Origin of the sequence: Myroides odoratimimus, assembly GCF_001485415.1 — a bacterium.
Classification (GTDB): domain Bacteria; phylum Bacteroidota; class Bacteroidia; order Flavobacteriales; family Flavobacteriaceae; genus Flavobacterium; species Flavobacterium odoratimimum.
This window is the reverse complement of the sequence record NZ_BCMQ01000002.1, coordinates 105933-118665: the sequence shown is the minus strand read 5'-3', so window position 1 is coordinate 118665 and position 12733 is coordinate 105933. Positions and strand designations below refer to the sequence as shown.

The window sequence follows — 12733 nt, the reverse complement described above, 5'->3', positions numbered from 1 at the left end:
TATGACTGTAGATTTTATACATCATCAATCAGCACACTGTGAAAACGGTGTTGCTTCAAATTTGTTAACTAATCAAGGGATAAAGATTAGCGAACCAATGGCTTTTGGTTTAGGTTCTGGTCTGTTTTATGTGTATTTACCTTTTATCAAAGTAAATCATGCACCTGCAATTAGTTATCGCCCTTTACCAGGGCTAATCTTTAATCGTTTGGCAAAGCGATTAGGGCTAAAGGTAAAGCGTATTAAGTTTTCTAATAAAGCTAAGGCACAACAAGTCTTAGAACAAAAGATAACAGAAGGGATTCCATGTGGATTACAAGTAGGTGTATATCACTTACCTTATTTTCCTGATGAATATAGATTCCATTTTAATGCACATAACTTAGTTGTTTATGGCAAAGAGGATGAAAGGTTCTTAGTAAGTGACCCTGTGATGGAAAGTACGACAGTGTTAACTCCACAAGAGTTAGAGCGTGTACGTTTTGCACAAGGGGCTTTTGCTCCTAAAGGACAAATCTATTATCCTATAGAAATACCTCAATCCATAGATTGGGAAAAAGCAATCAAAAAAGCGATCAGAAAGACTTGTACAGATATGCTTGCTCCTGTACCTATTGTTGGTGTAAAGGGAATGCGTATGGTAGCAAGAGCTATTGTGAAGTGGCCTAAGAAGGTCGGTGGAGCTAAAGCAAATCATTACTTAGCGCAAATGGTGCGTATGCAAGAAGAAATTGGTACTGGAGGAGGAGGTTTTAGATTTATCTATGCTGCCTTTTTACAAGAAGCAGGGAACAAAATAAGCAATACTAGATTAATAGAATTGTCTCAAGAGATGACTGCTATCGGTGATAGTTGGCGTGACTTTGCAGTTAATGCTGCTCGGGTATACAAGAAGAGAAAGAATGGAGATGATGTATATATCGCGCTATCTAAAGAACTATTAAGTTTAGCAGATAGAGAAGAACAATTCTTTAAAAAATTGAAAAAAGCAATATAATGCAACAGAAGATAATAGATATCGAATGCCTCTATAAGAAATATGAAGGGAGTGAGTTCTTTTCTGTAAAGGACTTGACACTTTGTATTGATAAAGGAACATTCTTTGGTTTCTTAGGGCCTAATGGTGCTGGGAAGACCACATTGATATCTATGTTATGTGGTTTGATTAAACCTACATCAGGTAAGTTACTAGTTAATGAATTGTCATATCGTACACATGCTAGTATTATCAAACAACAGATAGGTGTAGTCCCTCAGGAGTATGCCTTATACCCTACCCTCACTGCTTACGAGAACTTGTGTTTCTTGGGGAGTATGTACGGACTTAAAGGGAAGGCACTCAAAGAAAGAATTAATTACTACTTTGATTATTTAGGACTAGAAGCTTTTAAACACAAAAGAGTTGATACATTCTCTGGTGGAATGAAGCGACGTGTTAATCTAATAGCAGGAATATTGCATAAACCGAGTATCTTGTTTTTGGATGAACCAACAGTAGGTGTAGACTTACAATCAAGACTCGTTATTGTTGACTTCTTAAAGCAATTGCACCAAGGAGGAACGACAATATTATATACTTCACATCACCTGGCTGAGGTAGAAGAATTGTGTACAGAGATTGCTATTATTGACAAGGGAACTATCTATGCACTAGGTACCAGTGAAGAATTAAAAGAACAAACCAATACAGAGACTTTAGAGCAAGCTTTTTTATCTCTAACAGGAACGAATTTAAGAGATGATGTATAAACTGTGGATGACCATACGCAAGGAATTCTTGTTGTTGATTCGCGACTTTGGTGGATTGGCAATACTCTTTGTGATGCCTGTATTTTTAGTAATTACAGTTACCTTAATTCAGAATAACACCTATGAGAACATCACTAACCAAAAGATGGAAATTCTATTGGTTGATAATGATAAAGGCGAGATATCTAATAAGCTAATCACTGAAGTAAAACAGTCTGGTACATTTGAGTTTATTAGTGAGATGAACAATAGCCCTTTGACAGAACAAGGAGCAAGAGAAGCTGTACTTAAAGGGCAATATCAGTTGGCTATCGTAATTCCTGAGCATCTAAGTAGTAGTTTAACAGAACGCATAGATAGTAATGTTAATCGTGTAGTCGCACACTTTATGGATGGAGATTCGCTTAGTACGCAAGAGACATTCACACCGAAGGAAGTTAAATTATACTTTGACCCTGCTCTACAGACTTCTTTTAAGGAAGGGATTAAAGGAGCAATAGATAAGATAGTTGCTACGATAGAGAATAAGACGATATACAGTGCTTTTGCAACTCAGTTGAGCGAGAGTTCAGAACCACAAGAATTATTCGCTCAGGAGAGCTTAATTAGCTTCAAAGAGATAGCGCCTAAAGATGAGGAGTTTAATAAAATCCCAAATGCAGTACAACACAATGTACCTGCATGGAGTCTATTTGCTATTTTCTTTATCATCGTACCCTTAGCGATGAATATTGTCAAAGAAAAAAATCAAGGAACAAATATTAGATTATATACAATGCCTACCTCGTCTATGATTACTTTAGGGGGGAAGGTATTTACTTATTTAACGATATGTTTATTGCAGTTTTACCTCATCATTTTAGTAGGAAAGTATCTCTTCCCAATGATAGGTTTAGCTTCATTTGAGTTTAGTAATACTCTATTTGGACTTACTATTGTTACACTGTTTTCAGGATTAGCTGCAGTGTCCCTAGGTGTATTGTTAGGGACAATAGCTAAGACACAAGAGCAGTCCTCTCCTTTTGGAGCTACGTTTGTAGTTATACTTGCAGCAGTGAGTGGTGTATGGGTACCTACATTTGCGATGCCAAGTTTTATGCAGTATATCGCTAGTGCCTCACCTATGAATTGGGCATTAGAAGGGTACTATACTATCCTACTAAGGGATGGAGGCTTATGGCAAGCACGCTATATGATTATTTTGCTACTTTTGTTCTCATTATTAATACTTTTAATTGCTCTGTTTTATGATAAGAAAAAAAGATCTTTATAACGAAGTATCTCCGTTAGTGGAGATAACAGAAGTAAGGGTTCGTTTTAATGAGACGGATGCTTTAGGTATTGTGTGGCATGGAAACTATCTAACCTATTTTGAGGATGGTCGAGAAGCATTCGGTCGCAAGTATAAGATATCGTACTTAGACGCTATTGATAATGGGTATGTGACACCTATTGTATCTTCATCTTGTTCACATAAGCTAACAGTAAAGTATGGGGATGTATTGCGTATAGAAACGAGTTATATCAATACACAGGCGGCTAAGATTATATTCAGATTTAAGATATTTAATCAGAAGGATGAAATAGTCTGTACAGGCGAAACCGTACAGGTATTTTTAGATAAAGAAGGGAACTTGTCTTTGCAGTTGCCTGCTTTTTATGAGGAGTGGAAAAGAACAGTAGGTTTGTTGTAATATGAAGAAAGTATATATCACATCTACTTCTTGTCTGAGTAGTGTAGGTGCTGATAAGCAACTAACATGGCAAGGAATACAAGAAGGTCGATCAGGAATAAAGAAAGTCAAACAACTTGGCTTTATAGAGGATATCTATGCAGGTCAGATAGAGGATACTAGTATAGAAGTACAGTGGAGTAAGCTGAATATATCAGGTGTATATACACGCTTAGAGAAGATGCTTATCCTTGCACTTAAGCCTATTATAGACAAAAAAAAACCTTCTGTTAAGTCACAGCTGATTCTAGCTACGACTAAAGGTAATATTAGCGACCTAGCTCATACAGGTGCTACAGGTGCAGATATCAATGTGATGATACAGCGCATAGCAGATTTGTTTGGATTTAGTACACTACCTATTGTCGTTTGTAATGCTTGTGTATCGGGTATCTTGGCAGTGTCAGTCGGTAAGAGAATGATACAGATGGGAGAATGCGACGATGCTTATATTCTAGCAGGGGATGAATTAACGCCATTTGTAGTATCTGGCTTCAATAGTTTTCAGGCGATGAGTGATGAGCCATGTAGACCTTTTGATGTTACTCGAAAAGGAGTTACACTAGGTGAAGCTACAGCAGCGATACATTTATCATCAGAGCACAAGGAGCACACAGTAGCATTCGAAGTGATAGGAGAAGCTTCTATAGCAGATGCAAACCATATATCAGGCCCTTCACGTACAGGAGAAGGACTGTATCTAAGTATACAAGGAGCATTGCGAGAAGCGGGTATTACAGCTGAGCAAGTTGATTTAGTATCTGCTCATGGTACAGCGACTAACTATAACGATGAGATGGAGTCTATCGCTTTTGATAGATGTGCTTTGGCTACTACACCTATTCATAGTCTGAAAGGGTATTTTGGACATACACTAGGAGCTGCAGGACTGTTAGAACTTGTGATGGTGATAGAAAGTATGCTGCACAATCAATTGGTTGTCTCTAGAGGTTATGAAGTATCAGGTGTATCTAGAGTCTTGAATATGATTACGACGAAGAGTACATTACCTTTAAATATTGCCTTGAAGACAGCGTCTGGTTTTGGGGGGTCTAATACTGCTTTATTAATTGCTAAACGAAATTAAATATGACTGAACAATATAAATATAGCATCAGCAAATGGTGTACTGTATCAGACGAAGTAGTTAGCCTTAATGATAAAGTCGTATTTACTGGAGATAAAGGTGACTTTGCTGCCTTTGTTAAGGCATATTATAAAGCAAATGAAATAGATTATTCGAAGTTTTTCAAAATGGATCCGATGAGTAAGCTAGCGTTTATTGGAGCAGAATGTTTATTGATGGATGAGGTATTTGAAAAACCGACCCATGATATTGCACTGTTGTTTAGCAATGCTAGTTCTAGTCTAGATACAGACTTGAAACACAGTGAGACGATAGTGGACAGAGATAACTTCTATCCTAGCCCTGCCGTATTTGTCTATACATTGGCTAATATATGTTTGGCAGAGGTTAGTATAAGACATAAACTACAGTCAGAGAACACGTTTTTTATTTCGCCTCGTTTCGATATTGATTTGATGTATGCACAAGCATCGTATTTACTAGAGACTAATAGAGCGAAGAAGGTTGTCTGTGCTTGGGTAGAGTATTTAGAAGGAACGTATCAGTTCTTTGGGTATGTCGTAGAACCTCAACAACAAGGAAAAATAGAACACACAAAAGAGAATATTAAAGAAATACATAAGATATAATGGAAGATTTAAAGATTGAATTAAAAGGAAAAATCATTGAAGTATTAAACTTAGAAGATATTGCAGTGGAAGATATCCAAGATAACGATCCACTATTCGGCGATGGTCTAGGATTAGACTCTATTGATGCTTTAGAGTTAATTGTATTAATGGACAAAGATTACGGGATTAAGTTAAGTGATCCAAAAGAAGGACGTAGTATCTTTCAGTCAGTTGAAACAATGGCAACTTATATTGCTGCTAACAGAACTAAATAATTTGCTATGCAGAAGCGTATCGTTATTACAGGTATGGGGATTATCTCTGCGATAGGTAATACTGTCGAAGAGAACTACAATGCCCTTATTTCAGGTCAATCTGGTATAGATGAACTGACTTTATTCGAGTCTATTCACCGTGGAGTAATTAAAGTAGGTGAAGTCAAAATGACTACTGAGGAGTTAATTACAGCACTAGGATTGAGCAGTGATAATAATTATACGCGTACAGCTTTACTAGGAGCATATGCAGCTAGAGAGGCTGTTACAAATGCAGGAATACAAGATATCAATGACCGTAAGACGGGATTGATATCTTCTACTTCTGTAGGTGGAATGGATTATACTGAGAAGTTCTTTTATGAGTTTGAGACTAGCGTAGAGAGCAGAAAGTATATTGATACACAGGGAGCTGGTGACTCTACAGAGAAGATAGCAGATTATTTAGGACTTCACGGATTAGTGACTACGATTAGTACTGCGTGTTCTTCTGCTGCGAATGCGATTATGCAAGGATCTAGATTGCTTAGAGTGGGTAAGTTAGACCGTGTTATCGTAGGAGGTACTGATGCATTGTCTAAGTTTACCGTTAATGGGTTTAATACCTTGATGATTCTTACAGATGGATATAATACGCCATTTGATCACAATCGCAAAGGATTAAATCTAGGAGAAGCTGCTGCTTATTTAGTACTAGAGCGTGAAGATATCGCTATAGCAGACGGTAGAACTATACTAGGTGTAGTAAGTGGATATGCTAATGCCAATGATGCATACCATCAGACAGCCTCATCAGAGAATGGTGAAGGTGCTTACTTAGCGATGCAAAAGGCATTAAAAATGGCTAATCTATCTCCTAATCAAATCGATTATGTCAATGCACATGGTACGGCTACTCCGAACAACGATTTATCAGAAGGAAGAGCGATGCAACGCATATTCGAAGATGCTATGCCTGTGTTTAGCTCTACAAAGCCCTATACAGGGCATACTCTTGCAGCAGCAGGAGCTATAGAATCGGTATATAGTATACTTGCAATGACACATGGTGTAGTATTTCCGAACCAAAACTTCGTTACTCCAATGGAAGAACTTTCGATAAGACCACAGACTACTCTAATGCACAAAGAGATTAATACTGTATTATCAAATTCTTTTGGTTTTGGAGGTAATTGTTCGACTGTTATCTTCTCTAAAATCTAAGCTATGAAAGTGTATGTAAATGGACTAGGGTCTGTCTCTTGTCAAGAGGGATCTAGAAACTTTAAAGCTACATCTTTAACACAGGTGTCTCAGGGTATTAATCTAGCGAAACAACCTTCTTATAGAGATCTTATCCCTGCTGGGATGATTAGACGTATGGCTAAGGGGGTGAAGATGGGGATATTCGCTTCACATACCGCATTAGAAGAGGCTAATATAACGATACCTGACGCTGTGATTACTGGCACAGGATTAGGGTGTCTGATAGACTCTGAGAAGTTTTTATCTACGATGTTAGAGAACAACGAGAGTTACCTTACTCCTACTTCGTTTATTCAATCTACCCATAATACAGTAGGTGGGCAGATAGCTCTACAGCTACAGTGTATGGGATATAACTTTACTTATGTACATCAAAATACTTCTTTTGAGTCTGCTCTTTTGGACGGTATTTTACAGATACAGTCAGGTGAGTTAAACAATGCTTTAATCGGAGGTGTAGATGAGATAGGAGATATTACGATGAGATTTCTTCAATTGGCGAAGAAGATAAATACACCAGAAGAGATATTCTCTAAAGGGGTTAACTATGGGGAGGGAGCTACTTTCTTAGTATTAAATAAGCAGCAGTCTGAGCAGTCTTATGCGGAGATTGTCGACACAGATATTTGCAACAGAATAGATTCAGTACAAGACTTTATCGAAAGCTTCTTGTCTCGAAATAACTTAACTACTGAGCAGATTGACGTTTTAGTACTGGGTAGTAATCTGACTTCGAACGATGGAGATTATTACTTACATGCGCAAACTACGTGTGCAAATAGTGCCGTAGAGATGTTCAAAGAGTTTAGTGGAGAGTATCATACTGCTTCGGCATTTGGTCTTTTAAATGCCTGCGAAATGCTTAAATACCAACAACTATTTAGCACAGGTGAGTCCAAGTCGGTAACGTATGTTTTAGTGTATAATCAGTTTGACGGAAAAGACCACAGTTTAACTTTACTTAGAAAATGCTGAGATTTAAACGTATCAACTTCTTTGGAATCTTGTATTCAACAGTAGTTGTTATTCTTATTTTTACAGATTCAGTTCGCAGTTGGTGGTTTATCTTAGGTGGAGTGCTTTGGATAGGCTTACTTGCTTGGGGTGCATTTGATATGAGATTAAACGTGTTTACAAAGGCTGTATCTCATCAAAAACAGGAGAAGCGCAAGCGTATAGCCCTTACCTTTGATGATGGTCCTACCCTATTCACTCCTAAAGTACTTGAATTATTGGCACAGTATAAGGCAAAAGCAACTTTCTTTTGCATTGGCAATCAAGTAGCACAGCATCCTGACATTCTTCTACAGGTGTTAGCACAAGGTCATCTTATTGGCAACCATACCCAGACACACACTACACGTATGGGGTTTCTCTCAGCAGATGAGGTTTATCAAGAGATAATAACAGCAGAACAGACGATAGTAGATACCACCGGTATTAGACCGAGGTGGTACAGACCTCCTTTTGGGGTGACTAATCCTAATATCGCTAAAGCCTTGGCTAGAACAACTTATAAGATAGCAGGATGGAATATTCGGTCTTTAGATACTGTTATTGAAACAGAACAACGTATTTTTGAACGTATAAAACACAAGATTAGACCTGGAGCTATTATCTTACTACACGATACGACAGATAAGAGTGTGCAGGCGCTAGAGCTACTGCTTATCGAACTGACTAAACAGGGATATGAGATGGTCACTCTAGACCAATTATTAAATGATTAAACGTATGAAAAAGGTATTAAGTACATTGTTTTTACTGGTGATGACAACAGTCTCATTGGCACAAGAAAAAGCAATGAGTCAAGCTGAGATTGCTTCATTTAAGAAAGAGGTTGTCTCTAAAACCAAAGAAATAACAAGTTTATCTACAGACTTTACGCAGTATAAGCATATGAGCTTTATGTCAAAAGATATCGAGTCAAAAGGTGAAATGCTACTACAAGTGCCTAATAAGCTACTGTGGAAATACAGTACGCCGTTTGAGTACAGCATTGCCTTTAAAGACAATAAAATAAGTATCAATGATCAAGGCAAGAAAAACAAGGTAGATATAGGAAATAATAAGAAGTTCGCTAAGATCAATAACCTTATTGTAGGCAGTATCAGTGGGAATATGTTTGATGAAAAGGAGTTTAAAATTTCTTATTTCAGAGATAATAAACGCAGTATAGCGAAGCTTATCCCTCTAAGTAAAGATATATCTCAGTATATCTCACAAATCGTTTTATACTTCGATGAAGGGCAGAGTACTGTATCTGAAGTGAAGTTAGTGGAGCCTTCGGATGACTACACACGCATCGTATTTAAGAATAAGAAAACGAATATCAAACTAAATGATTCGAGTTTTACTAATTAGTCTGTGTAGCCTTTTAGCGGTATCGTGTAAGAGTATTAAGCTCGATGGTATTTATACAGATAGCTTTATTACTCAGGAGAGTGTTATCGAGAATAACTATTTTGCTACCCTAGGTGAAGAACACATCTTTAGGGCAAATATGACAGTGTTTAAACACGAACTAAGTGGGCTCTTAGTGGTTAAGCGCATGGATGAGAATCAGCACAGAGTGGTTATGACTTCTGATTTTGGAAACACATTATTTGATTTTTCTATTTATTCGGATAAATATGCTGTTAATTATGTGATGAGTGATATAAATAAGAAGCTAATATTAAATATCTTAGCTAAAGATTTTCAGTTGTTTACTGCTGTTCAGTTACCTGTGAAGAAACTTAGTCTAAGAGAAGACGATACAGTCTTCTTAGGAAGGTATAATAAGTTAGAGACTGTCGTGTTTTGGGACAATGCCTTAGGCAGAGTTTCTCGCCTAGTCTATGGTACACCGAAGAAAGCTAAAGTATCATATAATTATGTACAATCAGAGAATGATAAGCCTATCTTATCGATAGAACATTACAATTTTCCGATGCGTATAATACTTACCCCTATGACTGATGAGTAAATAAGAAGTATGAACCACACAGATACTATAATTATGAAAAAACTATTACTTACACTTTTATTAATCATGGGTATAAGTCAGTCTTATGCACAAAAGAAACAAAGAATACTAACGCCTGGTGTTCGTGGAGGATGGAACTTTAGCAGTGTTGTAAACTCTGGGGGGGACTCCCGTACAAACTTCTATGTAGGGGTGCAACTTCCTATACGCTTAGCTAAGTTTTATTCGCTTCAACCAGAATTAGTGTACTCTCGTCAAGGGGCAGATAATATCGTTGACAGAATCTATTATGAGAATGGACATGGTCGTTCAGTTGATTTAAAAATGGGGTATATTGATATCAATGTGATTAATAAGTTTCACTTTGGTCGATTGAATCTTCAGGTAGGACCAGGTATTGCCATCCAAGCTCATAATAACGTATCAGAAATGACCCCAGTAGACCTAACTATTAATTTAGGTGTCGGTATTGATATTACCAAGCGCATCGGGATAGAAGCTCGCTGGATGCCTGGTCTGATTGGTATTAATGATTATTACTATGATAGTGATAATGGCGAAATGCGCAACAATATACTTCAAGTAGGAACTTACTTTAGATTCTAATCTCTTTTGGCTACTATAAACACACTATAATTATGAAAAAACTATTACTTACACTTTTAATAGTCATGGGGGTAAGTCAGTCTTATGCTAAAGAGAAGAGAAAGATACTTAATCCCGGTATACGCGGTGGTTGGAGTATTAGTAATGTAACTAATATAGGTGGAGATTATCGCACTGATTTTTACGCAGGGATACAATTGCCTATTCGTTTTGCTAGATTTTATGAATTACAACCTGAGCTGATATACTCACGTCAAGGAGTGAAAGGAACAAATAATAATCCACATTATGATCCGTATCAGCGAGATGCAGATGAATTAAAACTTAGTTACATAGACATTAACGTGATTAATAAATTCTATTTTGGTAAGATTAATTTACAAGCAGGACCTGGTTTAGCTATAGCAACGAATAGCAGTAAGTATAATGTCACTCCTATTGACTTAACACTTAACCTCGGTATCGGTATCGATATTACCAAGCGCATCGGGATAGAAGCTCGCTGGATGCCTGGTATAGTGAGTATTAATGCATCTGCTGATGAGTATCACTATAGTAGTCGATATGATGATTCGGATTATATGCGTAATAATACATTTCAGATAGGAGCCTATTTGAAGTTCTAGTACACAGTATATAAATATATTCAAAGTCGATTAAACGCAATAACATTGCGTTTAATCGACTTTTTTTATGGCTGTTTTTTCATGATTATTTACTCGATATACAGAGCTAATAGTATTTGTAGTTTTTGAAATTTCGTTCGTATTAGGAAGCCTAGTGTGACATTGTATAAGGGAGGATCACATCCTAAAATTAGGAGAACAGATCATAAAATCGTTTTATTCAGACAGATACTAGTATTACATTATTTTAGTGTTTGCCTCCTTTCTAGACAGTTTAGCGTGTCAATTTTATCCCTTTTTTAAGTATATAATTTTCTTGATTACCTACTTTTTATTTACAGATAAGTAGTGCAATGTGTGCTATTTAAGATACAATAGGTGTAAAATACGATATGTTTAGCTCACTATGTTTCCAGTATGCTAGGCTAGTGCTGGGTATGTGGTCGGCTTAAAACAATATTTTTAAGCCGACCAAATGCCTATCATATGCCGACCACAAGCCGACCACCCCGATTTTGTATACTCGGAAAAATAGAGAAATTAGGGCGAAATATGAATTTTAGTCTGTTTTTTACCTTTGTGTTTCTAGTCTGCATTGTGGAGTGTTGTTATTTCTGTGATGAATATTGGGTGATGCAGTCAGTAGAGAAGTAGCTACGTATTGTTTTGAAAGGAGGAGTTTTAGTGTGTTAATCGTTTTGTAATTAATGTGTTATATTCTGTATAGGAGTGGTGAAAGGATGAATAGAGGTGATATAATGAGTTTCTATTATATATTTATTTCTTTTGTGTATAATTAAAAATTAACCTAATATGCAGGGAAATTTTATTGTTATTTGCTGAAGAATATAGATTAAATAAGAAAATAAATGCTAGAACTTCTGTTTTTTTTGTGAAGAAGTTAAATGGCGTTTAAATAACAGTATGTTTTTTTTAATTAGTTTTGCATTAAAGTTTTTTTAAGAAATAATATAGGTATTTATGCTTATCGACAATTTTTATGAAGTAGTTAATTTAGAAGAGACTACAGCGAATCAATATACTGCCTTAGTACGATTAAATACCACGCATGATGTATTTAAAGGACATTTTCCAAATAATCCTGTAATGCCTGGTATATGTATGATGCAGATCATTAAAGAATTGTCTGAATCAATCTCGAAGTGTGAACTTTTTATGGAACAGGTAATCAATGTGAAGTTTATGGCCTTGATTAATCCTGAGAAGTGTAATGAACTAACGTTTTCGCTACAGGTAGATGAGGTAGACGAAATCGTAAAGGTGAAGAGTACTATCGACTTTGTAGGTACTATCGCTTTAAAAATGAGTAGTACTTATAGCAAGAAATAGATATGAAATTCTTAACTGTTATTTTCATTAGTGCAATGATGCTGTTTCAGACTTCGACGACTAGTATCAGAGAACGTTTTGAACACGCGGGAGAGTCTGTAGAACTAGCAGAAGCGTTCTATAATCAGACTCTAAAATTAGATAACACAGATTTGGGCAATGCTTACAAAGGAAGTGCGCTAATCACGAAAGCTAAATTCGAGAAAGGTATTAAGAATAAAAAAGCGCTAATCGTACAGGGGGCTGCACTGCTAGATGGAGCAGTAGCTAGTAAGCCAAAGGATGTAGAAATAAGATTAATCAGGCTCATCATACAAGAACACGTACCGAATATCGTGAAGTATAAAGCGAATATACAAGAAGATAAACTGGTAATACTAGAGAACTATAGCAATCAGTCTGCTGATGTAAAGAAATGGATTAGTAGTTATGCGAAACAATCAAAAGCATTTACTACTGATGACAGAAATAAACTTCTGTAAT

At 36.5% G+C, this 12733-nt stretch carries 16 protein-coding genes; all 16 read left to right on the top strand.

Annotated elements, in window-relative coordinates:
- Position 1 precedes the first annotated feature (1 nt).
- The 16 genes from darH to MODO_RS02650 all read left to right on the top strand — a co-directional run bounded on the left by darH (position 2) and on the right by MODO_RS02650 (position 12732).
- On the top strand, positions 2–997 hold the full coding sequence (gene darH / locus MODO_RS02725) for a BtrH-related acyltransferase DarH (RefSeq protein WP_006257920.1): 996 nt from the start codon (positions 2–4) through the stop codon (positions 995–997).
- Complete coding sequence (locus MODO_RS02720; protein ID WP_006257921.1) at positions 997–1749, top strand: ABC transporter ATP-binding protein; 753 nt, start codon at positions 997–999, stop codon at positions 1747–1749. The genes darH and MODO_RS02720 overlap by 1 nt, the downstream gene beginning before the upstream one ends.
- Positions 1750–1756: 7 nt before the next feature.
- Positions 1757–3022 (top strand): ABC transporter permease, encoded by a 1266-nt coding sequence (locus MODO_RS02715; protein ID WP_016361600.1) that lies wholly within the window; start codon positions 1757–1759, stop codon positions 3020–3022.
- Positions 2997–3443 carry an acyl-CoA thioesterase gene (locus MODO_RS02710; RefSeq protein ID WP_006257923.1) on the top strand — a complete coding sequence of 149 codons (447 nt, stop codon included), beginning with the start codon at positions 2997–2999 and terminating at the stop codon, positions 3441–3443. The genes MODO_RS02715 and MODO_RS02710 overlap by 26 nt, the downstream gene beginning before the upstream one ends.
- Position 3444: 1 nt before the next feature.
- Positions 3445–4569, top strand: a complete 1125-nt coding sequence (locus MODO_RS02705; RefSeq protein ID WP_006257924.1) for a beta-ketoacyl synthase N-terminal-like domain-containing protein — start codon at positions 3445–3447, stop codon at positions 4567–4569.
- A 2-nt stretch (positions 4570–4571) separates the two neighbouring features.
- The gene (locus MODO_RS02700; RefSeq protein WP_006257925.1) at positions 4572–5198 is read left to right on the top strand and encodes a hypothetical protein; all 627 of its coding nucleotides are present in this window, start codon (positions 4572–4574) and stop codon (positions 5196–5198) included.
- Positions 5198–5455, top strand: a complete 258-nt coding sequence (locus tag MODO_RS02695; protein ID WP_006257926.1) for a phosphopantetheine-binding protein — start codon at positions 5198–5200, stop codon at positions 5453–5455. Before MODO_RS02700 ends, MODO_RS02695 begins: the two co-directional genes overlap by 1 nt.
- 6 nt (positions 5456–5461) lie before the next feature.
- Entirely contained in the window at positions 5462–6658 is a 1197-nt protein-coding gene (locus tag MODO_RS02690; RefSeq protein WP_006257927.1) for a beta-ketoacyl-[acyl-carrier-protein] synthase family protein, read from the top strand.
- Positions 6659–6661: 3 nt separating this feature from the next.
- Complete coding sequence (locus tag MODO_RS02685; protein WP_059050633.1) at positions 6662–7675, top strand: beta-ketoacyl synthase N-terminal-like domain-containing protein; 1014 nt, start codon at positions 6662–6664, stop codon at positions 7673–7675.
- Positions 7669–8430, top strand: coding sequence for a polysaccharide deacetylase family protein (locus tag MODO_RS02680; RefSeq protein ID WP_006257929.1), 762 nt, complete (start codon positions 7669–7671; stop codon positions 8428–8430). The genes MODO_RS02685 and MODO_RS02680 overlap by 7 nt, the downstream gene beginning before the upstream one ends.
- A gap of 4 nt (positions 8431–8434) precedes the next feature.
- Entirely contained in the window at positions 8435–9064 is a 630-nt protein-coding gene (lolA2, locus tag MODO_RS02675) for a flexirubin biosynthesis/transport protein LolA2 (protein ID WP_006257930.1), read from the top strand.
- The gene (lolB2, locus tag MODO_RS02670) at positions 9042–9668 is read left to right on the top strand and encodes a flexirubin biosynthesis protein LolB2 (RefSeq protein WP_006257931.1); all 627 of its coding nucleotides are present in this window, start codon (positions 9042–9044) and stop codon (positions 9666–9668) included. Before lolA2 ends, lolB2 begins: the two co-directional genes overlap by 23 nt.
- A 33-nt stretch (positions 9669–9701) precedes the next feature.
- On the top strand, positions 9702–10274 hold the full coding sequence (locus tag MODO_RS02665) for a porin family protein (protein ID WP_230486133.1): 573 nt from the start codon (positions 9702–9704) through the stop codon (positions 10272–10274).
- A gap of 32 nt (positions 10275–10306) precedes the next feature.
- On the top strand, positions 10307–10900 hold the full coding sequence (locus MODO_RS02660) for a porin family protein (protein ID WP_006257933.1): 594 nt from the start codon (positions 10307–10309) through the stop codon (positions 10898–10900).
- A gap of 981 nt (positions 10901–11881) precedes the next feature.
- Positions 11882–12250: an ApeI family dehydratase gene (locus tag MODO_RS02655; protein WP_006257934.1), complete on the top strand. Its 369-nt coding sequence runs from the start codon at positions 11882–11884 to the stop codon at positions 12248–12250.
- A gap of 2 nt (positions 12251–12252) precedes the next feature.
- Positions 12253–12732, top strand: a complete 480-nt coding sequence (locus MODO_RS02650) for a hypothetical protein (protein ID WP_006257935.1) — start codon at positions 12253–12255, stop codon at positions 12730–12732.
- Position 12733 lies beyond the last annotated feature (1 nt).